Raw genomic sequence first — 22245 nt, 5'->3', positions numbered from 1 at the left:
GCTGGCTAGGGAGTTATAGCTAGGAGCGTTGCTGGCGCGATGAAGTTCGGATTGTCTGGCGGAGGTTGCCCGCACAGCCAGGGCTGTGCGGGCAGTCGGGCGTTGGCTTACTTGCCCGGTACCAGGTCCAGGCGCTGGCTACCGTAGGCACGGGCGAAGTTCTGCGGTTGCAGCGGCAGGCTCATGAAGCGGCCTTTGAACCAGGCGTCCACGCCATCGCTGTGGTGACGACTGGCCGGGTTGCCGGACTGACCACTGCTGGTCAGCAGTTGCAGCGGTTCGGCCTGGCCAAAGTCGACGATCATCCGCGCCGAGGCTGGCAGTTGCGTGTCGAAGTTGCTGCCCCAGGCATACGGCGTCAGGGCCAGGGTGCTGAAGTCGCCGCCAGCCGCCATTGGCGCGCGGCTGATAGCGTCACCCAGGCCGTGATAGGCCGGTGCTGGCCAGCGGTACTGGTGCAGCTTGCCCCACTGCCAGGCCTTGCGGTCGGCGCCGAGCAGCGCCGTGCCAGTGTCGATCGCGCCGGCCAGGCTGCGGGCCAGGATCGCCGGTTTGTCTTCCTTTTGCGCGGTGGTGCGGTCATCCCAGAACGGGCTGTCCTCGCGGCCCAGCAGGTGATCAGCCTGCGCCGAGTAGGACAACTGCGCGTTGCTGACAAAGGCTTGCCAGGCAGGACCGGATTCAGGCCCAAGATCGTCGAGGAAGGTCTGTCGGGCCACTTCCTGGAGGAACAGCTGATACAGCGCGGCATCTGCCGACACTGGGCTCAGGTGACCATCGAAAGCTTGCAGCCGAGCCAGCGCGGCATTGGCCTTGTCGCGCTGGGCCGGTGGCAGTGCCGCGATCGCCTGCTTGAGCGGCTGGGCCATGCCGGGTGCGCTGAACATCTGCTTGAGCTTGGCGGCAAACAAGCTGACCTGATCGTTTTGCAGGGCCATCACGCTGCGGCTGTCGTGGCGGCCATTGGCAGCCAGCTGAGCGAGACGTTCGGCGCGCTCGGGGTAGTACCAGGTGTTGGACAACTGCATGCCGTAACCTTTGGCCAGGCTGCGCTCGTTGGCATGGCCGAGCCAGCCGGACGGTGGGTCCTGGTCGTACGGGTGGAGCATGGCGTCGGCATAGCCGTCCCAGTCATAGCGCCCATCCCAGCCTGGCGAGGGCAGCAAGCCCTGGCCTTCGCGGCGGTTCGGGTAGCGCCCACTGACCTGCCAACCGATGTGCTGCGGCTCAGCAAAGACGAAGTTGAGCGCCGCTGCGCCGACCTCGCGGGTGCTGTCGAAGGCGCGCTCCACCGAGGTGGCGCGCGTCAGGTCGAACAAGGCGTCGAGGCTGCGATCACCCTTCAGCTGCGGCAGGCTCAGGGCCAGGCCGAGGCCGTTGCCAGCAGGCTGGCCGAGCAGGGTGCCGTGGCGAGTGTCGTAAAGCACTTCGCGCAGTGGCTGCTGGCCGCGGGCGAAGAAGGTCTCGCTGCGGGCACGCGTTGGCAGCCATTTGCCGTCGGCGAGGTAAGTGACCTGGCTGCCTTGGCGGCGCAGTTGCTCAAGATATAAATCCTGGTTGTCGGCCATGACCGCGCTGCTGCTCCAGGCCAGTTTGCCGTTGTAGCCGGCCAGCACGATTGGCAGGCCCGGCAGCGACAGGCCGGCAACCTGATACTTGCCGGTGTGGATTTGCACCGGGCTCAAGGCCCAGGCGGCGCGGTTGTCACTGGCCAGCAAGCTTTTGCCGCTGCGGCTGCGCTGTGGGCCGAGGGCCAGGTTGGCCGAGCCCGGGCTGCCGAGCAGGCCCAGGTCGGCGAGCTTCTGGCTGGCACTGGCTAGGGCAGGCAGGGCAGGCAGTTGGCTGGCCAGGTTGATGCCCTTGAGTTTGTCGACTTCGCCTTCGGCCAGCGGCTCGTCAGGCGCACCCGGCAGCAGCCAGGCGAGCTTGTCGCTGCCGACTTTTTGCGCGAGGGTCAGGGCGCTGAGTTCTTCCTGCAGATTGACTGACTGGCTGAAGGCATACAGGCTGAAGATCAGCGCGCTGTCTTCGGCCTTCCAGTATTCAGGGCGATAACCGCTACGGGCGAGCTCACCCGGCAGCTTGTCGCGGTAGCGGTACAGGTAGGCGTTGACCCCGCGCGCGTACACTTCAAAGAAGCGCTTGAGCCGCGGCGAAGCGTCGGCGTACAGGGCGTTGGCGCTCTGCTTGAGATTGGCCACCCGCATCAAACGGTCGATATCCAGCGCTTCTGGCCCGGCCAGTTCAGCCAGGCGGCCCTGAGCCAGCAGGCGCATGCCGAGCATCTGCTCGATGCGGTCGCCGGCGTGCACGTAACCCAGCGTGAACAGCGCATCGTGGAAGCTGCTGCTTTCGATCAGCGGTGCGCCCATGGCATTGCGCCGCAGCGAAACGTTCTGCGCGAGGCCTTTGAGCGGTTGCACGCCGGTGGTCGGCGGCACGCTGTCTTGCACGGCGCTCATCTGGCAGCCGCCAAGACCAAGCAGACCTAGCAGCGCCAGGCTGGCGAAGCGGGGACGCAAAGGAGGAAAAGCGGGGGCGGCCATTGAAGAGGCTCCTGCAAGGTGTGACAAAAAAGGGATTTGGCTGGATCGGAAAGCATCAACCGCAAGCAATTACGGCCAAAGGCTGCAGTTGCTTGCGGCAGGGGTCAGCGAGCGAAAATCAGGCGCCGTGGCACTTTTTGAACTTCTTGTCGCTGCCGCACGGGCACGGGTCGTTGCGGCCAACGTCTTTCAAAGCGTTGCGCACCGGCTCCTGGTGGCCGTGGTTGCAGTGTGGACCGTGCACATGGCCGTGGTCATGATCATGCTGATGATCGTGATCGTGGTTGCAGTCAGGGCCATGAACATGCGGTTGCTGAGTCATTGCAGGTTACTCCGGTAAGAAATCGCCGGGCATTATCTCATCACTGCGCGACAAGTGCAGGCCCCGCCAGATGATCAGCCCGGTATTCAGCTCGGCCTGCAGTGAATAGCGCAGCGGTTGCCTGCTCTTGAGCAACTTGGCCAGCGGTTTGAGCTGCTTCCACAGGTTGGTGCGGGCGGTGATCTTGAAGGTCCGCCCCTCGTGGGCGGCGACGCTGCGCCAGATGCTCGCCTCATCGTCGACCAGCAGCAACTGGTTGAGCCGCACCGAATAATTCAGGTTGCGGATGAACAGGCGGCTGTCATTGGGGTTGTCGACTCGCAGGTGAATGACGAACTCCTGTTGCAGCAGGCGCGCCTTGACTGTTTCGACCTTGACCAGATGCACCTGTGGTTCGCGCCATTGCTCGCCGCTCCAGCCCGCGCAGCCGGCCAGCAGCAGGACGCAGCTGGTCAGGAGCAGGCGGGCGAGGACGTTCACGATCAAGTACCGACGTAACTGGAACAGCACTTCTTGAACTTCTGCCCGCTGGCACAGGGGCAGGGGTCGTTGCGCGTGGCCTTGAGGCCGACCGTTGGGTCAATGAAGTACCAAAGGCCATCGCGCTGGACGAAAGCCGAACGCTCACGGTGGGCGTGTTCGCCTTGAGCGTCGTGCCAGCGCGCGATGAAGGTGACAAACGCATGCTCAGGCTGACCGCCAAGCACCTCGGCGCTTTCCACCTCAAGCCCCAGCCAGGTGCTTTGCGCGCTCCAGGCAGCAATTGCAGCGCGGTCCAGGCCATCTTGCTGAGCCGGCAGGGTGGTTGCGACCAGGTAATCGATCAGGCCCAGCACGTATGCGCTGTAGCGCGAGCGCATCAATGCCTGGGCGTCTGGCGCCGGGGTGCCGGAATGATAATGCCCGCAGCAGGCGTCGAGCAGGTTGCCACTGCCGCAAGGGCAAACGGAGACACTCATCACATCACCACCAGTACTTGCCGAAGTTTTCAGGGTTGGCCCAGAACCTGGCGTTGAGCCAGTCAGGGACCTGCTTGTAGTCATGTAGATCATAGGTGAACAGGCTCAACACCTGCTCCTCGCGGCCGAATTTCTCGCTGGCCGACATCGCCAGCGAGAAAAACTCGGTGTCCTGCCAGCCGCAGGCGCTCAAGTCGGCCAGCACCGCCAGGCGACTGGCATTCAGATTGCGGATGCCTGCCAGCAGTTCCAGGCCGGTGCGCTTGGGCAAGTGCTCGAGGCAGTCGACCAGCACCGCCAGGTCGAAACGCTGGGCGGCGAGTGGATCCGGCAGTACGCCTGGTGCTGCCACCTCGATGACCACCTGTGGGTGCGCCTGGGCAAAGGCATCCAGCGCCGGGAAGCGCGTGCCCACCAGCAGCAGGCGCTGCGGTTGCACGCGCTCGAGCAAGGCGGCGAGGGCTTGTTGCGGCGTGCGTTGGGAAAAACCTTCGGTCATTGCCTATCTCCGTTCAGGGTCGCCAAGCCTAGCTGGCTAGAGCTTGCCGGCAAAGGGCTGTGGCACACCAGCATGGCTCATTGCTGGCAGATCGGGAATGCGCGGTCTTTACTGGCACAGATCGGCCTTATGCCGATTCCCCCTAGGAGATGCAACAGATGAGCATAGTTCGCACGGCGATACCCTTGGTGCTGCTGACCAGTGTGTTGACTGGTTGTGCAGGTTTGCAGAAAACCGACTGGCCGACATGTGCTGCCGTCGGGGGTGTGGGCGGCGCCGCCCTTGGCGCTATCGAAAGCTCGAGTTGGGCCGGCTGGGGCGCGCTGCTTGGCGGTGGTCTGGCCGCCGGCTACTGCTGGGCCAATGGCGACGGTGACGAAGACGGCGATGGCGTGCCGGACAGCCGCGACAAGTGCCCGGGCACCCCGCGTGGGGTACAGGTCGATGCCAATGGCTGCCCACCTGAACCGGTAGCAGTGGTAGAAGAGGTGGTCGTGGTCAAGGAAGAAGTCATAGTCATCCGTGACGTGCACTTCGAGTTCGACTCTGCGCGGCTGACTGCGGCCGACAAAGAACGCCTCAATACCATCGCCACCCGCCTTAAGCAGGAAGCGGCGAGCACCCGACTGAGTGTCACCGGGCACACCGACAGCGTTGGCTCCGACACGTACAACCAGAAGTTGTCCGAGCGCCGCGCGCATTCGGTGACTGACTATCTCGTCGAAAGCGGCGTGCCGCGCAGCAGCGTGGTGTCGGTAGTCGGTGCCGGCGAAACCCAGCCAGTGGCCGACAATGCTACTGCTGAGGGGCGTGCCATGAACCGCCGGACCGAGATCAAGATCGAGCGTTGACCGTGGGCCGCAGCTGGAGGACGCCTGGCAGGCTGTCCTCCAGCTGCACCATCAACTCTACTGCGGCCCCGCCAGCGCTGGTACAAGCTCTGGCGGGTGCCCCTCGATAACGTTACTGTGGACGCAGCGGCCCGTTTGCATGGGCCGCCGCGACAAAAACAAGATGGGGGGCGGGGTATGAGATTTATCCTGGGGCTGGGCAAGGCCCTGACGGTTGTGTTCTGGTGGGTGGTGCTGGTCAATCTGCTGATGCCGCAGCCGCTGCCGTTCAACCTCCTGATCAATGCAGCGGGCATCCTTTTGCTTGGCCTGCATATGCTCGAAGTACTGTTTTTCAACGCCAGCCTGCGCAACCGTAGCCACCGCTGGTTCGATCGTCTGCAGATTTTGCTGACAGGAATTTTTCACGTGATGTCGATTCCCAAGCCTCAGGAGGCGCCCCGCCGTGCGTAAATTGATGTTGTTGGTGGCCTTGGCCAGCCCATGGGCCCAGGCAGACAGCCTGGATGTTGCTACCAACTCGGTGATGCGCCTGGCCAACAAGGCCGGCAGTGTTCATCTGCAACGCCTGCGGGTGGCGGATTCGGCAACCTTGCTGTTGCCGGCGTCACTGACCTCGCTCAAGGTCGAGCAACTGGAACTTGGCCAAGATGCGCGCATTGCCGTCGCTCCGGCCGACACGGAATTGACCATCGAAGCAGCCTCGGCGCGCTTCGCCAGCGGCAGCGAGATCAGCGCCAACGGCGCGCCGGGTACCTATGAACGCGCCGCGCGCAGTGGTCGCAGTCTTGACCTGCAGTTGCATGCACTGGACGCCGAGCAGTTGTCGATCGACGCCCGTGGTGGTGCCGGTGCGCCGGGTTACGTCGGCCTGGATGGCGCCAATGGCAAGGCCGGTGGCTGCACCTGGGGCCAGGCCAGCCGCGGCGCTGATGGCGACAATGGTGGCAACGGCCATGACGGTGCAGCGGGCGGGAGGATTCGTCTGGCGGTGCCGGCTGACTATCCCGAGCAGCGCATTGTCGTACGCCTGGATGGGGGGCTGCCAGGCAAACCTGGCGCAGCGGGCAAACCTGGCGCAGGCGGCGCCAGCAAGGGTTGCCTGGTGTATAGCACCGACGCTGGGGCCAAGGGCCGGCCGGGCGTTGAAGGCCAGGCCGGACTGGCTGGCGCAGAGGGGGAGTTGATTCTGCGACGCCTGTAACCGGGCTTGCCGCCGCGCAGTTTGCCTGCGCGGCGGCACCGTTCAGAGCGGCAGACGCAGGCTGGCAACCGCCACAACGGCCAGCCCCAGCAGCAGGTTGATACCCACCAGCCGGCGAATACGCCCCAGCGCAGCAGCACCTGCCGGCCAATCCTCGGCCTGCACCGCGGCACGCAAGTCAGGCAGCAGCAAGGCCTGCACGCGCAGGAACAAGGCAAACATCACAATCGCCCCGCCCATCATCAGTTGCACGTACTTGGGCGCAGTTTCGAAACCGCTGAAGCGCATGTGCAACATGCCGATACCACTGATCGCCAAAATCGCCACAGCGACCCAGACCCAGACAAAGAAGCGTCGGAAAACTTCCAGCCACAAGCGCAACCGTGCCGGCCCCTCCAGGGCTGCAGCCGTTGCCGGGCGCAGGATCAGCCACGCAAAAAACATCCCGCCGACCCAGACCAGGGCGGCTAGCACATGCAGGGTGTAGGGTAGGGTAAAGCTCAGCATCGGGATCTCCATGCGGCATAAAGGGCGCGAGCGGGGTATGATAGCCGCCCATGCAAAACACTGAAAATATATCCAGCCCTTCGGGCGCCTGCAGACCATGATCAGCAACGAACTCAAAGCCACCATCCAAGGCGCCTATTCGCGTTTTCTCGAAGCCAAGAGCCTCAAGCCACGTTACGGCCAGCGCCTGATGATTGCCGAAGTAGCGAAAGTGCTTGGCGATATTGCCTGCGACGACGAAGGTCGACGCTCGGGTGACCCCGCCGTGGTTGCCGTCGAGGCGGGCACTGGTACCGGCAAGACGGTCGCCTACGCCCTGGCGGCCATCCCCGCCGCCAAGGTCGCCGGCAAGCGCCTGGTGATTGCCACCGCCACCGTGGCGCTGCAGGAGCAGATCGTCTTCAAGGATCTGCCTGACCTGATGCGCAACAGTGGTCTGAACTTCAGCTTTGCCCTGGCCAAGGGCCGTGGTCGCTATCTGTGCCTGTCCAAGCTCGACGTACTGTTGCAGGAAGGCCACGCCCAGTCGGCCACTGCGCAGCTGTTCGAGGAAGAAGGCTTCCATATCGAAGTCGACGAGCGCAGCCAGAAGCTGTTCAACAGCATGATCGAGAAGCTCGCCGGCAACCGCTGGGATGGTGACCGTGACAGCTGGTCGGAAACCATCGAAGACCTGGACTGGGCACGCCTGACCACCGACCACAGCCAATGTACCGGCCGTCACTGCCCGAACTTCCAGCAGTGTGTGTTCTACAAGGCTCGAGAAGGCATGGGCAAGGTCGATGTGATCGTCACCAACCACGACATGGTCCTGGCTGACCTGGCCCTGGGCGGCGGCGCGGTGCTGCCTGACCCACGCGACACCATTTATGTGTTCGACGAAGGCCATCACCTGCCGGACAAGGCGATTGGTCATTTTGCCCATTATTCGCGGCTGCGCTCGACCGCCGACTGGCTTGAGCAGACGGCCAAGAACCTGACCAAGCTGCTCGCCCAGCACCCGCTGCCGGGCGATCTGGGCAAGTACATCGAACAGGTGCCGGAGCTGGCGCGTGAAATCCGTACCCAGCAGCAGTTCATGTTTACCCTTTGTGAGCAGATTGCAGACTTCAAGCCCGGTGAAGACACCGAAGGCCGCGAGCGGCCACGCTACCGCTTCGAGGGCGGGGTGGTGCCGGAGCATATCCGCGAAGTCGGCATCGAGCTGAAAAAGGGTTTTTCCCAGCTCAATGACCTGTTTACGCGCCTGGCAGACCTGCTCAAGGAAGGCATGGATGGCGAGAAGAACATCGGTATCGCCAGCCACCAGGCCGAAGAGTGGTACCCGCTGTTCGGCAGCCTGGTGACTCGGGCTCAGGGCAACTGGGAACTGTGGACGGCGTTCACCGCCGAGGACCCGGAAGACAGCCCGCCGATGGCGCGTTGGCTGACCCTGGCCGAGACCGGGGCGCTGTTCGACATCGAGGTAAACGCCAGCCCGATCCTCGCAGCAGAGATGCTCCGGCGCAGCCTGTGGAGCGTTGCCCACGGCGCCTTGGTGACGTCGGCAACGCTGACTGCGCTGGGCAAGTTCGACCGCTTCCGCATGCGCTCCGGCCTGCCAAGGGACGCAGTAACCTGTGTGGTGCCGAGCCCGTTCGTGCACGGCGATGCCGGGTTGCTGCGGGTGCCTGATCTGGGCGCCGATCCGCGTGATGCTGCCGGGCACACCGCCGCGATCATCCGCGAACTGCCGGCGATGCTCGAAGAGGCGCGGGGTGCGCTGGTGCTGTTCTCGTCGCGCAAGCAGATGCAGGACGTATTCGATGGCCTTGATCGTGACTGGCGCAAGCTGGTTCTGATTCAGGGCAACCTGTCCAAGCAAGAAACGCTGAACAAGCACAAGGCGCGGGTCGACGACGGCCAGCACAGCGTGCTGTTCGGTCTGGCCAGTTTCTCCGAAGGGGTCGACCTGCCTGGCGCATACTGCGAGCACGTGGTGATCGCCAAGATCCCGTTCTCGGTGCCGGATGACCCGGTCGAAGCCGCTCTGGCCGAGTGGATCGAAGCGCGCGGGGGTAATCCATTCATGGAAATTTCCGTACCCGACGCCTCGCTTAAGCTGATCCAGGCTTGTGGTCGCCTGCTGCGCACCGAACAGGACCGCGGCGTGATCACCTTGCTCGATCGGCGCCTGGTCACTCAGCGCTACGGCAAGGCTATCCTCAACGCGCTACCGCCGTTCCGGCGGGAAATTTCCTGACGGCTGGAGCGTGCAGCTCCGGCCTGTTGTCCATTACTCAGTCACGGGCTCCCCGCGGCCCTGAAGGAGAGCTCCAGTTCTATGATTCGACGCACCTTGCCCGCAGTCTTCACGCTGCTGTTCTGCTCACCCTTGCTGGCTGGGCAGCAGACGCTGTTCAGCTTCGTGCGGCCGGCCTCGGTGGTCAATGTCATCACCGTCGACGCCGGCATGCCGCAATACAACGCCGAACAGACCGCCGAGGGCGAGGTGTTGCGCCGCGTCGTGTTCAATCCGGTCGAACGCCCAAGCCTGGGCCTGAGCCCGCAAGGTGGGGCGTGGGACTGGTCGGCCGGCAAGGCCCTCACCTTGCGCCTGCAAAGTGCGATGGATTGGGCGCTGACGGTCGACGTCACAGTGCAGAGCAGCGATGGCCGCACCCTCACCAGCCGCATCGACCTGCCGGCCGGGCCTGCGCAAACGGTAATGGTGCCGCTTACCGCCAGCTCGCCGCTGAGCCAAGGCATGCGTGCCGGCCCCCCGATGCCATGGACCTACGACGGCCAGCGCTTGCTGCTGACCAGCAGCGTCGGTGAGGTGGACCTGAAGCAGATAAGCTCGGTGACTCTGAGCATCCCCAAGCCCAACGTGGCGCAAAGCCTGCTGATCGAGAGGGTCGGCCTGCAAGATGACGATCTCGCCTTCAAGGCAGCCTATGCCGGCCTGATCGACGCTTATGGCCAGTCGACGCGGGGCCGCTGGCCGGAGCGAATCGTCAGCGATGACCAGCTCAAAGCTGCCGATAGCCGCGAGCAGGCGCAGCTCAAGGCCTGGCTGGCAGAGCGCGGCAAGCAAGCGCTTGACCCGTACGGTGGGCTGCTGGCCGGGCCTGCGTTTGAGGCTCAGGGCTTCTTCCGTACAGAGAAACGCGATGGCCGCTGGTTCCTGGTGACGCCTGACGGCCATCCGTTCTTCTCGTTGGGTGTCAACGCTGTGGCTGCTGACGGCGGGCGTACTTATGTCGCTGGCCGCGAGGGCATGTTCACTGCCTTGCCCGGCGTCGACGAGCCGCTCGCGGCCTTCTACGGCGAAGGCAACAACGACGATGGCAACGCCTCTTCGCAGGGGCGCGCATTCAAGCAGGGCCGCTGGTTCGACTTCTACGCAGCCAATCTGCAACGCAGCCATGGCCACAGCTGTGCCCCGGCCGCCGCCGAACCGACCAGCCAGGCGTGCCCGCCGATGGCGATCGATGCCGCCCGCTGGCAGGCGCATGCTCTGGATCGCTTGCAGGCGTGGGGCTTCAATACCCTCGGCAACTGGAGCGATCCTGAACTGGGCCTGGCCAAACGGGTGCCTTACACCCTGCCGTTGTCGATCGTCGGCGACTACGCCAGCATCAGCACGGGCATGGACTGGTGGGGGCGCATGCCCGATCCGTTCGACCCACGCTTTGCCATGGCCACCGAACGTGCTGTAGCGATTGCTGCCCGTGATCATCGCGATGACCCGTGGCTGATCGGTTACTTTGCCGACAACGAGCTTGCCTGGGCCGCACCCGGTGATGATCCGCGGGCCCGCTATGGCCTCGCTTTCGGCACCCTGCGCCTGACCACCGACGTGCCAGCCAAGCGCGCGTTCCTCAAGCAGCTGCGCGACAAGTACCGCAATCAGGAAGGGCTGTCCAAGGCCTGGGGCATCGAGCTGCAGGCCTGGGAGCTAATGGAAGACCCAGGCTTCGAAGCACCGCTGCCCAACCCCGAACACCCGGAAATAGAGCGCGATTACCAGTACTTCCAACAGGTGTTCGCCGACACCTATTTCAAGACCATCGCCGATTCACTCAACTGGCATGCGCCCAACCACCTGTTGCTCGGAGGCCGCTTTGCCCTGAGCAGCCCACAGGCGGTCAAGGCCTGCGCCGAGTTCTGCGATGTGCTCAGTTTCAACTTCTATACCCTCAAGCCTGACGACGGTTACGACTTTGCTCGCCTGGCCGAGCTGGATAAGCCGGTGCTGGTGTCCGAATTCCAGTTCGGTTCGCGCGACCGTGGGCCGTTCTGGCCGGGGCCGGTGGAACTGGCGCGCGAGGAGGACCGTGGCCCGGCCTATGCCAACTTCCTCAAGGCCGCCATGGCCCAGCCGATGATCGTCGGTGCGCATTGGTTCCAGTATCTGGATCAGCCTGCCAGTGGCCGCCTGCTCGATGGCGAAAACGGCCATCTTGGGTTGGTGGCGATTACTGATGTGGCCTATCCGGGCTTTGTCGAGGCGGTGCGGCGGAGTAATCAGCAGGTAATCGACGAGCTGCGCACGGTGGTCAGCAAGCCGGCGCCATGAGGCGCTTGGGGCTGGTTGCAGAGCTGTTTGGCGACGTTTTCTGACAACCATCCGGCCACATTCAGTAGGCAAAATGGTCAACTACTGAAACAATGCACGCCTTTGCAAACTCGAGTCGTACGGAGAGCTGGCGGTGCAGATTCAGGGTCACTATGAGCTGAAGTTCGAGGCGGTGCGTGAAGCATTCGCCGCCTTGTTCGAGGATTCCCAGGAGCGCGGTGCGGCGTTGTGCATCCAGGTCGGTGGCGACACCGTGATCGACCTGTGGGCCGGCAGTGCCGACAAGGATGGGCAGCAGGCCTGGCATAGCGACACCATCGCCAATCTGTTCTCCTGCACCAAGACGTTCACCGCCGTGACTGCCCTGCAACTGGTGGGCGAGGGCAAGCTGGCGCTGGATGCCCCGGTAGCACGCTACTGGCCGGAGTTCGCTCAGGCCGGCAAAGAAGCCGTGACCCTGCGTCAGTTACTGAGCCACCGCGCTGGCCTGCCAGCCATCCGCGAGCTGCTCCCCGCCGAGGCGTTGTACGACTGGGAAGCGATGACTGCCGCGCTGGCCGCCGAAACGCCGTGGTGGACCCCAGGCACCGAGCATGGCTACGCGGCAATCACCTATGGCTGGCTGATCGGCGAGCTTATTCGCCGAGCTGACGGCCGCGGCCCGGGTGAGTCGATCGTCGCCCGCACGGCCAAGCCGTTGGGGCTGGATTTTCACATTGGCCTGGCGGATGAAGAATTCCACCGTGTGGCACATATCGCCCGCGGCAAGGGCAATTCGGGCGATGCGGCTGCGCAGCGCCTGCTGCAGGTCACCATGCGCGAGCCAGAGGCGCTTTCAACCCGAGCGTTCACCAACCCGCCAGCAATCCTGACCAGCACCAACAAGCCCGAATGGCGACGCATGCAGCAGCCCGCGGCCAACGGCCACGGCAACGCGCGCAGCCTCGCCGGTTTTTATGCCGGCCTGCTCGACGGCAGCTTGCTCGAATCGGAGCTGCTGGATGAACTGACCCGCGAGCACAGTCTCGGTGAAGACCGCACCTTGCTGACCCAGACCCGCTTCGGCCTGGGTTGCATGCTGGACCAGCCAACCGTAGCCAACGCCACCTTCGGCCTCGGCGCACGTGCCTTTGGTCACCCTGGCGCGGGTGGTTCGGTCGGTTTCGCCGACCCCGAGCACGATGTTGCCTTTGGCTTCGTCACCAATACCCTCGGCCCTTACGTGCTGATGGACCCAAGAGCGCAGAAGCTGGTGCGCGTGCTCGCCAGTTGCCTTTGATCGGCTAGTGCGGGTAATGCCCGTACGGTTTGACTATGCTCAATGCCAATGCCTGCAGTTGCAGGCAAAATCTCCTTCAATTTCATGGTGTATCGCTGATGTCTTCACAAAAAACCTTAGCACTCGCCCTGTGCCTGGCCATGACCGGCTGTGCCAGCCAATCGCAGGATGCCTCCTCGACTAGCGGTCACAGCTGGTGGCCGTTTGGCTCGGACAAGGTTGCCGATCAGGAAGTGAAGCAGGCGGTGACCGAAAAAGTTGCCAAGGCCGATGCCAAGTCCGAAAGCAGCAGCCGCTGGTGGTGGCCGTTCGGCTCTGAAGAGACTCAGGCCAAGGGGCCGGTCGTTCCCAAGATCGATCACAAGGCCACCCAGGCCTGGCTTGACCAGTACGAGCCAAAGCTGCGTGAAGCGGTCAAGGACAGCAAGTTTGAAGTGGAGCGCCGCGAAGACCTGTTGGCCGTGACCATTCCAGTCGACAGCTCGTACAACCCGGACCGCCCGAACATGCTGTTGCCGGCGAGCCTGGGGCCGATCACCCGTCTGGCCAAGGCCATTGAAGTCGACCCGAAAACTGCCGTGCTGATTCTCGGTCACGCCGACAGCAGCGGTGCCGCTGCCGTCAACCAGAAGCTCAGCCTTGAGCGCGCTGCCTCGGTCTCGGCGATCTTCCGCCTGAGTGGTCTGCAGCGCGACCGTTTGAGCCTCAAAGGTATGGGCTCGGTGATGCCACGCGCCGCCAACGACAGCCTCGAAGGCCGCGCCTTGAACCGCCGCGTCGAATTGCTGATGACGCCGCAGAACACCATGCTGGCCCTGTTGGCCAAATACCAGCAGCCGAACCTCGCGCCGGCCCCGGCCGCTGTGGTCGCCACTCAAGACAGCAAGGCCCCGGTGGCCAAGCCTGCAGCCAGCAAGCCTGCAGCCAAGGCCGCTGCCAAGCCAGCGGCGAAGAAAGCCGTGGCCAAAGCCCCGGTCAAGAAGGCCGCAGCCAAGACTGCTACCAAGAAGCCGGCCGCCAAGCCGGCTGCGAAAAAAACCACGGCCGACAAGAAAGTCGCTGCCAACAGCCCTGCGAAGACCAACTGATCGTCAAGGAAGTGCTGTCATGACTCAATCTCTGGCCGATATGCGCCGCGACTACACCCGTGATGGCCTGGCCGAAAGCCGGGCGCCGGATGAGCCGTTTGCGCTGTTCCACCAGTGGTTTGCCGATGCTGTAAAAACCGAACAGGCGCCGGTCGAGGCCAATGCCATGACGCTGGCTACGGTCGATGCCGATGGACGTCCGCATTGCCGGGTGTTGCTGTTGAAGGGCCTGGATGCTCAGGGATTCACCTTTTTCAGCAACTATGACAGCGCGAAGGGGCAGCATTTGCAGGCTAACCCGTTTGCGGCGATGACCTTCTTCTGGCCGGCGCTGGAGCGTCAGGTGCGGATTGAAGGGCGGGTTGAGAAGGTTACTGCGCAGGAGTCCGATGATTATTACCAGGTGCGGCCTCTGGGGAGTCGCCTGGGGGCTTGGGCTTCGCCGCAGAGTCGGGTGATTGCTGGGCGTGAAGAGCTGGAGGCTTTGGTCAAGGCTACTGAAGCGCGGTTTTCGCAGGTTCAGCCGCATTGTCCTGAGCATTGGGGGGGGTATCGTTTGCTGCCGGAGCGGGTTGAGTTCTGGCAGGGTAGGGCTAGCCGGTTGCATGATCGGCTGAATTATCGTCTGGTGGCGGGGCAGTGGGCTCGGGAGCGGTTGGCTCCCTGAGGTTGGTAGCCGGCGGCCTGGGCTGCTTTGGCAGTTCTGGGTTGTTCGCGGTTACTGTGGGCTTATACGTTTTTTGTGGTGGCTGATCGGGCCCCTTTCGCCTTTACGGCGAGTCACTTTTTTGGCAAACGCCCCAAAAAAAGTAACCAAAAAAGGGCTTGGCTCCACATCCGGCCCCTTCGCTGCGCTGCGGGGTTCCCTCGCTCCGGTCTTGCTCCCGGGAGGACCGCGCTGTACGGGCCATCCTGGCCCGCAGCGCTTGCCGGCCATCCATGGCCGTCACCTCCCTTCGCAAGACCTGCGCTCGGCCTCCTGAGTCGCCGGTGGATCAAGATCAAAAGCAGATCAAGATCAAGGGCACGCCTCGCTGCGCTGGCGCAGATCAAGAGCTAGAGTCAAAGTCAAAAGCTTGTGTCGTGCCGTGCCGCAGCAATCTCATTCCGTACCCAATCCAGCAGTCGCCCTGATCCCGCTCTGCGCCAGCGCAGCGAGGCGTGCTCTTGATCTTGATCTACCTGCGACTTCAAGAGGCCGGAGCGAGGGAACCCCGTAGCGCAGCGAAGGGGCTGTATGTAGGAGCGAGCCCTTTTTGGATTACTTTTGGGGCGTTTGCCAAAAAAGTGACTCGCCGTAAGGGCGAAAGGGGCCATCACTTCCACCACACAAAATGGATAAGCCCCCAATCCCCCCAAATCGCCCCAACCAATCCCAAACCCAATGCAGTAATCCAAGCCGATCCAAGGTCTGACAATCAAGCGTCAGCACACACCCTGTACCGACGCTGAATGAATGCATTTTTGTTACGTATGCACCGTGACAGCCGTCAACCTGCAGCGTCTAATGGTCACCTGTCTTATGGAGATACAACCCATGCGTAAATCTGTTCTGGTGGTGGCGTTCACCACCATGTCGCTGCTGCTCGGCGGTTGTGCCTCGAGCCTGACCGGTGACAGCTACTCCCGTGATGAAGCCCGCCGCGTGCAGACCGTACGCATGGGTACCATCGAAGCCCTGCGTCCGGTGAAAATCGAAGGTACCAAGACCCCAATCGGCGGCGGCGCCGGTGCTGTGGTCGGCGGCGTGGCCGGTAGCGCCATTGGCGGTGGTCGCGGCAGCATCGTTGCCGCTGTGATCGGTGCTGTAGCCGGTGGCCTGGCAGGTTCGGCTGCTGAAGAAGGCATCACCCGCACCCAGGGCGTCGAAATCACTGTGCGTGAAGATGACGGCAGCACCCGTGCTTACGTACAGGCCGTGCAGGAGAATGAAATCTTCCGCGTGGGCGAGCGTGTCCGTATCATGACTGTAGATGGCACCAGCCGCGTCACTCACTGAAAGCCGCGCTGAAAGCAAAAACCCCGATTGGCAGTGCCGATCGGGGTTTTTTTACGCCTGGGTTTCAGCTCACTGCAGCCCGAGGATATCCCGCGCTACGGCTTCAGCGATGCGAATGCCGTCGACACCTGCCGACAGAATACCACCCGCGTAACCTGCACCTTCACCGGCCGGGAACAGGCCCTTGACGTTGATGCTCTGGAAGCTGGCATCACGGGTGATGCGCAGCGGCGAGGAGGTCCGCGTCTCGAGCCCGGTCAGTACTGCGTCGTGCAGGTTGTAGCCCTTGATCTGCCGATCGAACGCCGGCAGCGCCTCGCGGATGGCCTCGATAGCGAAATCGGGCAGGCTCAGCGCCAGGTCACCCAAGGTCACGCCTGGCTTGTACGAAGGCTCGACACTGCCCAGCGCGGTCGAAGGCCGACCGGCGACAAAGTCGCCAACCAGTTGCGCCGGCGCCTGGTAATTGCTGCCGCCCAGCTCATAGGCGAGTGTCTCAAGCCGCTCCTGCAACTCGATGCCGGCAAGCGGTCCGCCCGGGTAATCCCGTTCTGGGTCGATGCCGACGACGATGCCCGAGTTGGCATTGCGCTCGTTACGCGAGTACTGGCTCATGCCGTTGGTCACAACTCGGCCAGGCTCGCTGGTTGCCGCAACCACAGTGCCGCCCGGGCACATGCAGAAGCTGTACACCGAGCGACCGTTCTTGGCGTGATAGACCAACTTGTAGTCAGCGGCGCCGAGTTTCGGGTGGCCGGCGTATTTGCCCAGGCGCGCCTTGTCGATCAAGGTCTGTGGGTGCTCGATGCGGAAACCGACCGAGAACGGCTTGGCTTCCATGAACACACCCTTCGCGTGCAGCATGCGGAAGGTGTCACGCGCGCTGTGGCCCAGAGCCAGCACCACGTGCCGCGAGTGCAGCTGTTCGCCGCTGTCGAGGACCACACCGGTGAGCTGTTCGCCATCGAGGAGCAAGTCGCTGACTTTTTGCTCGAAGCGCACTTCGCCACCGAGGGCGATGATCTGCTCGCGCATGTTCTCGACCATGCCGGTCAGGCGGAAGGTCCCGATGTGCGGCTTGTTGATGAACAGGATCTCGTCTGGCGCACCGGCCTTGACGAACTCTTCCAGCACTTTGCGGCCGTGGTGCAGCGGGTCCTTGATCTGGCTGTACAGCTTGCCGTCGGAGAAGGTCCCGGCGCCGCCTTCGCCAAACTGTACGTTGGACTCGGGGTTGAGCACGCTTTTGCGCCACAGGCCCCAGGTGTCCTTGGTTCGCTGGCGGACTTCCTTGCCACGCTCAAGCACGATCGGCTTGAAGCCCATCTGCGCCAGCAACAGCCCGGCAAAGATCCCGCACGGGCCGAAGCCGACTACCAGAGGCCGCTCCTGCAGCTCTGCAGGAGCCTGGCCGACGTACTTGTAGCTGACGTCGGGGGCAACGCTGATGTTGTGATCGTCGGCGAACTTGTGCAGCAGTTCGGCTTCGTTGCTGGCGTGCAGGTCGATGGTGTAGATGAACAGTAGTTCGCTGTTCTTCTTGCGAGCATCGTAGCTGCGCTTGAACAGGGTGAAGCTCAGCAACTGGCCATCGGCAATACCCAGGCGCTGGAGGATGGCCTCGCGCAGGGCTTCGTCAGGATGGTCCAGGGGCAGCTTCAGTTCGGTGATTCGTAGCATGGCAGGGTCCAGTATCCCGGCCTCTGGCGGCCGGCGGCTTTACACAAACCGCCAAGTATAAGCTGTTCGCCGGGCTCAAAGGCAGGATAAAAACCACTAGGCGATCAGTTGTCGCGGGCGCCGCCGTAGTAAGCGCAGCCGTGCACGGTCTGGCCATCGAGGCGCAGCTCGGCACGCAGGTGGCGCACGGCGCCGGTGACGCTGTCGACGCAGCGCTGCGGAGCGAGCCACAGTTCGATGCGCTGGCCATTGGCTTCGCTGGACAGGTTGAGGCCACCGCCGGGCATCTGCTCTTCAAGGAACGGCAGTGGCAGCGGCGGCTGGCCGGCGCGGTTGAGGACCATGCCCTTGCCGCTGGCCTTGATGTCCCATTCCGGCGCATGGCCGCCGGCGCGCAGGGTCAGTTGCTTGAAGTTGGGGTCTTCGCAGGCACTGGCCGAAGGCTCCAGGCGATACAGCCGGCGCACATCCAGCTGGCCGTCGCTGTTGGCCTGCTTGCTGCCGGCAAGGCGCCCGCGGACATCGGCGAACAGCTTGTCGCCAGCGCCGTGGGCCAGGTTCGAGGCTTCCTGCAGGATGCCCGTTGCGCCGGCATCATTGACCACGAACGAACGGCTTTCGCTGCAAGGTTTGAACAGCAGATGACCGCCGCTGGCGCTCAGTTCGCCCTGCATGCGCGTGGTGCCAAGCTCAGGGTCGACCGGTTTGTCGGCAAGCATCTGGCAGCCGGCGAACAGTGGCAGCAGGGTGGCGAGCAGCAGAGGAGGGGTGCAACGCATGGGTGAGGCTCCGGGGACGCGGCGGGTGAAGTGCGCACGTTACCGAGCAGTACCCGGGATCACAAGGGGTGGTGAAACGATTGGGGCCGCAAAGCGGCCCCAATGAATTACACGAAGAATCAACCGCCGAGATATGCGTCTCGCACCTTCGGGTCACTCAACAACGCTTCGCCAGTGCCCTGCATGACCACGTGACCGTTCTCCAATACATAGGCACGGTCAGCGATCTTCAGTGCCTGGTTGGCGTTTTGCTCGACCAGGAATACCGTTACACCATCACGGCGCAGTTGTTCGATGATGTCGAAGATCTGCTGAATGATGATTGGCGCCAGCCCCAGCGACGGTTCGTCGAGCAGCAGCAACTTGGGCTTGCTCATCAGCGCACGACCAATCGCCAGCATCTGCTGTTCGCCACCAGACATGGTGCCGCCACGCTGTGAGTAGCGCTCTTTCAAGCGCGGAAACAGCTGCAGGACCTTGTCCAGCTGCTCCTGGTAATCGCCCTTGTCGGTGAAGAAACCGCCCATGGCCAGGTTCTCTTCGACAGTCAGACGGGCAAACACGCGGCGGCCTTCGGGGACCACGGCGATGCTCTTGCGCATGATGTGCGAAGACGGCTGGCCGACCAGCTCTTCCCCCAGGTATTTGATGCTGCCACTGTGCGCCTGCGGCGAGCCGCACAGGGTCATCAGCAAGGTCGACTTGCCGGCACCGTTGGCGCCGATCAGGGTGACGATCTCGCCCTGATTGATTTCGACGTTGACGCCATGCAGCGCCTGGATCTTGCCGTAGAAGGTGGAAACGTTTTCGAATTTGAGCATTACGCTTCCCCCAGATAGGCCTTGATCACATCAGGATTGTCACGGATCTGCTCCGGGGTACCATCGGCCAGGGGCGTGCCCTGGTTGATCACGACGATATGGTCGGAGATGCTCATCACCAGTTTCATGTCGTGCTCGATCAGCAGCACAGTCACGTTGTGGGATTCGCGCAGGTAGCCGATCAATGCCTTGAGGTCTTCGGTTTCCTTGGGGTTCAAGCCGGCGGCAGGTTCGTCGAGCATGATGATCCGCGGTTGGGTCATCATGCAGCGGGCGATCTCCAGGCGACGCTGCTGGCCGTAGGCGAGGGTACCAGCAGTGCGGTTGGCGAACTCGGTCAGGTTGACCTTGTCCAGCCAGTATTGCGCGCGCTCCATGGCTTCGTGTTCGCTGCGGCGAAAGCTCGGGGTCTTGAACAGGCCGGCAAAGAAGTTGGTGTTCAAGTGCCGGTGCTGGGCGATCAAGAGGTTTTCCAGGGCGGTCATCTCTTTGAACAGACGCACGTTCTGGAAGGTCCGCACCACACCCTTGCGGGCGATCTGATGGCCGGCCAGGCCCTGAATCGGCTGGCCGTCGAGCAGAATGGTACCGCCACTTGGCTTGTAGAAGCCGGTCAGGCAGTTGAACACCGTGGTCTTGCCGGCGCCGTTCGGGCCGATCAGCGCCACCACTTGTTTTTCCTTGACGGTCAGGGCCACGCCGTTGACCGCCAACAAGCCGCCGAAGCGCATGCTCAGGCCGCTGACTTGCAGAATTTCGCGGCTCATCGGCGCAGCTCCATATGTGGTCGTTGCATAGGCAGCAAGCCCTGCGGACGCCAGATCATCATCAACACCATCAGCGCACCGAACATCAACATGCGGTATTCGCTGAATTCACGCATCAGCTCCGGCAGCAGGATCATCACGATGGCCGCGAGAATCACGCCCAACTGCGAACCCATACCGCCCAGCACAACGATGGCGAGGATGATTGCCGACTCGATGAAGGTGAACGACTCCGGTGTCACCAGCCCTTGCCGTGCGGCGAAGAAGCTGCCGGCAAAACCGGCGAAGCAGGCGCCCAGGGTGAATGCCGAGAGCTTGATCACGGTGGGGTTGAGGCCCAACGCGCGGCAGGCGATCTCGTCTTCACGCAGTGCTTCCCACGCCCGCCCGATTGGCATGCGCAGCAGCCGGTTGATCACGAACAAGGCCAGCAAGGCGAGCAACAACGCTACCAGGTAGAGGAAGATGACCTTGTTGATCGAGTTGTACTCGATGCCGAAGTACTCGTGGAAGGTTTGCATGCCTTCAGCCGCGCGACGCTCGAACGACAGCCCGAAGAAGGTTGGCTTGGGGATGTTGCTGATGCCGTTGGGGCCGCCGGTGAGGTCGGTCAGGTTACGCAGGAACAGCCGGATGATCTCACCGAAACCGAGGGTCACGATCGCCAGATAGTCACCGCGCAAGCGCAATACCGGGAAGCCCAGCAAGAAGCCGAAGGTGGCTGCCATCAGGCCGGCAATCGGCAGGCAGATCCAGAAGCTCAGCCCGTAGTAGTGCGACAGCATGGCGTAACTGTAGGCACCCACTGCGTAAAAGCCGACATAACCCAAATCGAGCAGGCCGGCCAGGCCGACGACGATGTTCAGCCCCAGACCGAGCATCACGTAGATCAGGATCAACGTAGCAATGTCGACCGCGCCGCGCGAGCCGAAGAACGGCCAGACCAATGCCACCACGATCAGGCCGAGGATGATCCAGCGCTGGGTCTTGGGCAAGGTCAGGAAGTTGCTCACCGCTGGCGAGATCAACTTGCGGTCCGAGCCACGGGCAGTCACTGCGCTCCACTGCTTGTCGAACAACACCCGCAGGAACATCAACACCGAACACACCGCAATCACGGTGATGGTGAACGGCCCCTGGCTATGCACGATCAGGTTGATGCCGTCGATGCTCAGCTTCAGGCCAAGTACCGGGAAGGCCACGGCCCAGACCAGCAGGGCGCTGAAAAACGCTTGTTTGATATTCTTGTTCATACTTTCTCAACCTCCGGACGGCCCAGAATGCCGGTCGGCCGGAACAACAGCACCAGAACCAACAGCCCGAACGCCACGACGTCCTTGTACTGGTCACCGAAGATATCGGCGCCAAAGGCTTCGGCCACACCCAGCACCAGGCCACCGAGCATGGCGCCCGGAATACTGCCGATGCCGCCCAGGACTGCCGCGGTGAAGGCTTTCAAGCCCACCAGGAAGCCGGCGTTGGGGTTGATCACCCCGTATTGCATGCTCAGCAACACGGCTGCCACTGCCGCCAGTGCGGCGCCAATGACGAAGGTCAGGGCAATGATGTTGTTGGTGTTGATACCGAGCAGGTTGGCCATCTTGATGTCCTCGGCACAGGCGCGGCAGGCGCGGCCCAGGCGGGAACGGGAGATGAACAGGGTCAACAGGGTCATGGCCACCAGGGTGACGACGAACACCAGTACCTGCATGTAGGAAATCAGCACTTCCTCTGCGCCGCCCGGGCCGAAGGAGAAGCTCCCAGGGATCAGGTTGGGGATCGACTTGTCCTTGGAATCCTGTGACAGCAGCACAGTGTTCTGCAGGAAGATCGACATGCCGATGGCAGAGATCAGCGGGATCAGACGGTTACTGTTGCGTAACGGGCGGTAGGCAACGCGCTCGATGCTATAGCCATAGGCACTGGTAACGCAGATTGTGGCAATGAACGCCACGGTCATCAGTATCGGCAGGGAATGGATGCCCATCATGGCCAGCCCGGCAAGTGCAATGAATGCCACGTAGGACCCGATCATGTACACCTCGCCGTGGGCGAAGTTGATCATGCCAATGATGCCGTACACCATCGTGTAACCGATGGCGATCAAGGCATAGGTGCTGCCGATGGTCAATCCATTAACCAGTTGTTGGAAGAAATGGTAGATCTCAGGCATTACAGCGCTCCTAAAAACCTGATTGCATTCGCTGGCGGGGGGTAACCCGGCGCGCCTCGTGGTCTGTGCGACGATGGCAGGGCTCGGCCAGTGAACCGCGGGTGACGGTTTTAAGATTTTCAGGTGAGGCGGCTGCCGGATCACGGCAATCGTTCTCATGAACCTCGTAAAACAAAGCCCACTGCTCGCACAGTGGGCTTTTCGGTCAGC

General features: G+C 62.8%; 21 protein-coding genes. 9 read left to right on the top strand and 12 right to left on the bottom strand.

Going from position 1 to position 22245, the window contains the following annotated elements:
• Positions 1-107: 107 nt before the first annotated feature.
• From HU736_RS20920 to HU736_RS20900, 5 genes are all read right to left on the bottom strand, one after another.
• Complete coding sequence (locus HU736_RS20920) at positions 108-2546, bottom strand: penicillin acylase family protein (protein WP_186700741.1); 2439 nt, start codon at positions 2544-2546, stop codon at positions 108-110.
• Positions 2547-2664: 118 nt separating this feature from the next.
• A complete protein-coding gene (locus HU736_RS20915) occupies positions 2665-2868 on the bottom strand; it encodes an SEC-C metal-binding domain-containing protein (protein WP_101321819.1) in 204 nt (67 codons plus the stop codon).
• A 6-nt stretch (positions 2869-2874) separates the two neighbouring features.
• Positions 2875-3348, bottom strand: coding sequence for an LEA/WHy family protein (locus HU736_RS20910; RefSeq protein ID WP_103438346.1), 474 nt, complete (start codon positions 3346-3348; stop codon positions 2875-2877).
• A gap of 2 nt (positions 3349-3350) precedes the next feature.
• Positions 3351-3827, bottom strand: coding sequence for a YchJ family protein (locus HU736_RS20905; protein WP_103438345.1), 477 nt, complete (start codon positions 3825-3827; stop codon positions 3351-3353).
• A gap of 4 nt (positions 3828-3831) precedes the next feature.
• Positions 3832-4326, bottom strand: coding sequence for a DUF6231 family protein (locus tag HU736_RS20900; protein ID WP_186700740.1), 495 nt, complete (start codon positions 4324-4326; stop codon positions 3832-3834).
• Between the two features lie 158 nt (positions 4327-4484).
• Here HU736_RS20900 and HU736_RS20895 point away from each other — a divergent pair, with 158 nt between their 5' ends.
• From HU736_RS20895 to HU736_RS20885, 3 genes are all read left to right on the top strand, one after another.
• A complete protein-coding gene (locus tag HU736_RS20895; protein ID WP_103438335.1) occupies positions 4485-5177 on the top strand; it encodes a PA1041 family peptidoglycan-binding anchor lipoprotein in 693 nt (230 codons plus the stop codon).
• 177 nt (positions 5178-5354) lie between these two features.
• On the top strand, positions 5355-5630 hold the full coding sequence (locus HU736_RS20890) for a DUF1145 domain-containing protein (RefSeq protein ID WP_103438334.1): 276 nt from the start codon (positions 5355-5357) through the stop codon (positions 5628-5630).
• Positions 5623-6381 (top strand): hypothetical protein, encoded by a 759-nt coding sequence (locus tag HU736_RS20885; protein ID WP_103438333.1) that lies wholly within the window; start codon positions 5623-5625, stop codon positions 6379-6381. The genes HU736_RS20890 and HU736_RS20885 overlap by 8 nt, the downstream gene beginning before the upstream one ends.
• 42 nt (positions 6382-6423) lie before the next feature.
• Here HU736_RS20885 and HU736_RS20880 read toward each other — a convergent pair whose 3' ends face one another.
• Positions 6424-6888 carry a CopD family protein gene (locus tag HU736_RS20880; RefSeq protein ID WP_103438332.1) on the bottom strand — a complete coding sequence of 155 codons (465 nt, stop codon included), beginning with the start codon at positions 6886-6888 and terminating at the stop codon, positions 6424-6426.
• Between the two features lie 97 nt (positions 6889-6985).
• Here HU736_RS20880 and dinG point away from each other — a divergent pair, with 97 nt between their 5' ends.
• From dinG to HU736_RS20850, 6 genes are all read left to right on the top strand, one after another.
• Positions 6986-9130, top strand: a complete 2145-nt coding sequence (dinG, locus tag HU736_RS20875) for an ATP-dependent DNA helicase DinG (RefSeq protein WP_186700738.1) — start codon at positions 6986-6988, stop codon at positions 9128-9130.
• Positions 9131-9211: 81 nt separating this feature from the next.
• Complete coding sequence (locus tag HU736_RS20870; RefSeq protein WP_186700736.1) at positions 9212-11449, top strand: beta-agarase; 2238 nt, start codon at positions 9212-9214, stop codon at positions 11447-11449.
• A 133-nt stretch (positions 11450-11582) separates the two neighbouring features.
• Positions 11583-12728: a serine hydrolase domain-containing protein gene (locus HU736_RS20865; RefSeq protein ID WP_103438329.1), complete on the top strand. Its 1146-nt coding sequence runs from the start codon at positions 11583-11585 to the stop codon at positions 12726-12728.
• A 98-nt stretch (positions 12729-12826) separates the two neighbouring features.
• Entirely contained in the window at positions 12827-13816 is a 990-nt protein-coding gene (locus HU736_RS20860; RefSeq protein ID WP_186700735.1) for an OmpA family protein, read from the top strand.
• Between the two features lie 19 nt (positions 13817-13835).
• Positions 13836-14483, top strand: coding sequence for a pyridoxamine 5'-phosphate oxidase (gene pdxH, locus HU736_RS20855; RefSeq protein WP_103438327.1), 648 nt, complete (start codon positions 13836-13838; stop codon positions 14481-14483).
• 870 nt (positions 14484-15353) lie between these two features.
• Positions 15354-15815 carry an outer membrane lipoprotein gene (locus HU736_RS20850; protein ID WP_101321806.1) on the top strand — a complete coding sequence of 154 codons (462 nt, stop codon included), beginning with the start codon at positions 15354-15356 and terminating at the stop codon, positions 15813-15815.
• Positions 15816-15884: 69 nt separating this feature from the next.
• On the opposite strand, the gene HU736_RS20845 is transcribed toward HU736_RS20850, so the two are convergent.
• The 6 genes from HU736_RS20845 to livH form a co-directional block, all read right to left on the bottom strand.
• Positions 15885-17495 carry an NAD(P)/FAD-dependent oxidoreductase gene (locus tag HU736_RS20845; RefSeq protein ID WP_186700734.1) on the bottom strand — a complete coding sequence of 537 codons (1611 nt, stop codon included), beginning with the start codon at positions 17493-17495 and terminating at the stop codon, positions 15885-15887.
• Positions 17496-17599: 104 nt separating this feature from the next.
• Positions 17600-18274 carry a COG3650 family protein gene (locus HU736_RS20840; protein ID WP_186700733.1) on the bottom strand — a complete coding sequence of 225 codons (675 nt, stop codon included), beginning with the start codon at positions 18272-18274 and terminating at the stop codon, positions 17600-17602.
• Positions 18275-18393: 119 nt separating this feature from the next.
• A complete protein-coding gene (locus tag HU736_RS20835) occupies positions 18394-19095 on the bottom strand; it encodes an ABC transporter ATP-binding protein (protein WP_101321803.1) in 702 nt (233 codons plus the stop codon).
• Positions 19095-19862, bottom strand: coding sequence for a high-affinity branched-chain amino acid ABC transporter ATP-binding protein LivG (gene livG / locus HU736_RS20830; protein WP_101321802.1), 768 nt, complete (start codon positions 19860-19862; stop codon positions 19095-19097). The genes HU736_RS20835 and livG overlap by 1 nt, the downstream gene beginning before the upstream one ends.
• Complete coding sequence (locus HU736_RS20825; RefSeq protein ID WP_101321801.1) at positions 19859-21115, bottom strand: high-affinity branched-chain amino acid ABC transporter permease LivM; 1257 nt, start codon at positions 21113-21115, stop codon at positions 19859-19861. The genes livG and HU736_RS20825 overlap by 4 nt, the downstream gene beginning before the upstream one ends.
• Positions 21112-22035 carry a high-affinity branched-chain amino acid ABC transporter permease LivH gene (gene livH, locus HU736_RS20820; RefSeq protein ID WP_101321800.1) on the bottom strand — a complete coding sequence of 308 codons (924 nt, stop codon included), beginning with the start codon at positions 22033-22035 and terminating at the stop codon, positions 21112-21114. Before livH ends, HU736_RS20825 begins: the two co-directional genes overlap by 4 nt.
• Positions 22036-22245 lie beyond the last annotated feature (210 nt).

Origin of the sequence: Pseudomonas shirazensis (assembly GCF_014268785.2) — a bacterium.
Classification (GTDB): domain Bacteria; phylum Pseudomonadota; class Gammaproteobacteria; order Pseudomonadales; family Pseudomonadaceae; genus Aquipseudomonas; species Aquipseudomonas shirazensis.
The sequence above is the reverse complement of the archived record's forward strand: the minus strand, read 5'-3'. Positions and strand labels throughout refer to the sequence as shown.

What these genes read in the sequence shown, in the direction of transcription:
- HU736_RS20895 (WP_103438335.1), top strand. Translation starts at nt 4,485, where the DNA reads ATGAGCATAGTTCGCACGGCGATACCCTTGGTGCTGCTGACCAGTGTG.
- pdxH (WP_103438327.1), top strand. Translation starts at nt 13,836, where the DNA reads ATGACTCAATCTCTGGCCGATATGCGCCGCGACTACACCCGTGATGGC.
- HU736_RS20920 (WP_186700741.1), bottom strand. Translation starts at nt 2,546, where the DNA reads ATGGCCGCCCCCGCTTTTCCTCCTTTGCGTCCCCGCTTCGCCAGCCTG.
- HU736_RS20905 (WP_103438345.1), bottom strand. Translation starts at nt 3,827, where the DNA reads ATGAGTGTCTCCGTTTGCCCTTGCGGCAGTGGCAACCTGCTCGACGCC.
- livH (WP_101321800.1), bottom strand. Translation starts at nt 22,035, where the DNA reads ATGCCTGAGATCTACCATTTCTTCCAACAACTGGTTAATGGATTGACC.
- dinG (WP_186700738.1), top strand. Translation starts at nt 6,986, where the DNA reads ATGATCAGCAACGAACTCAAAGCCACCATCCAAGGCGCCTATTCGCGT.
- HU736_RS20850 (WP_101321806.1), top strand. Translation starts at nt 15,354, where the DNA reads ATGCGTAAATCTGTTCTGGTGGTGGCGTTCACCACCATGTCGCTGCTG.
- HU736_RS20835 (WP_101321803.1), bottom strand. Translation starts at nt 19,095, where the DNA reads ATGCTCAAATTCGAAAACGTTTCCACCTTCTACGGCAAGATCCAGGCG.
- HU736_RS20890 (WP_103438334.1), top strand. Translation starts at nt 5,355, where the DNA reads ATGAGATTTATCCTGGGGCTGGGCAAGGCCCTGACGGTTGTGTTCTGG.
- HU736_RS20915 (WP_101321819.1), bottom strand. Translation starts at nt 2,868, where the DNA reads ATGACTCAGCAACCGCATGTTCATGGCCCTGACTGCAACCACGATCAC.
- HU736_RS20880 (WP_103438332.1), bottom strand. Translation starts at nt 6,888, where the DNA reads ATGCTGAGCTTTACCCTACCCTACACCCTGCATGTGCTAGCCGCCCTG.
- HU736_RS20900 (WP_186700740.1), bottom strand. Translation starts at nt 4,326, where the DNA reads ATGACCGAAGGTTTTTCCCAACGCACGCCGCAACAAGCCCTCGCCGCC.
- HU736_RS20845 (WP_186700734.1), bottom strand. Translation starts at nt 17,495, where the DNA reads ATGCTACGAATCACCGAACTGAAGCTGCCCCTGGACCATCCTGACGAA.
- HU736_RS20825 (WP_101321801.1), bottom strand. Translation starts at nt 21,115, where the DNA reads ATGAACAAGAATATCAAACAAGCGTTTTTCAGCGCCCTGCTGGTCTGG.
- livG (WP_101321802.1), bottom strand. Translation starts at nt 19,862, where the DNA reads ATGAGCCGCGAAATTCTGCAAGTCAGCGGCCTGAGCATGCGCTTCGGC.
- HU736_RS20860 (WP_186700735.1), top strand. Translation starts at nt 12,827, where the DNA reads ATGTCTTCACAAAAAACCTTAGCACTCGCCCTGTGCCTGGCCATGACC.
- HU736_RS20870 (WP_186700736.1), top strand. Translation starts at nt 9,212, where the DNA reads ATGATTCGACGCACCTTGCCCGCAGTCTTCACGCTGCTGTTCTGCTCA.
- HU736_RS20840 (WP_186700733.1), bottom strand. Translation starts at nt 18,274, where the DNA reads ATGCGTTGCACCCCTCCTCTGCTGCTCGCCACCCTGCTGCCACTGTTC.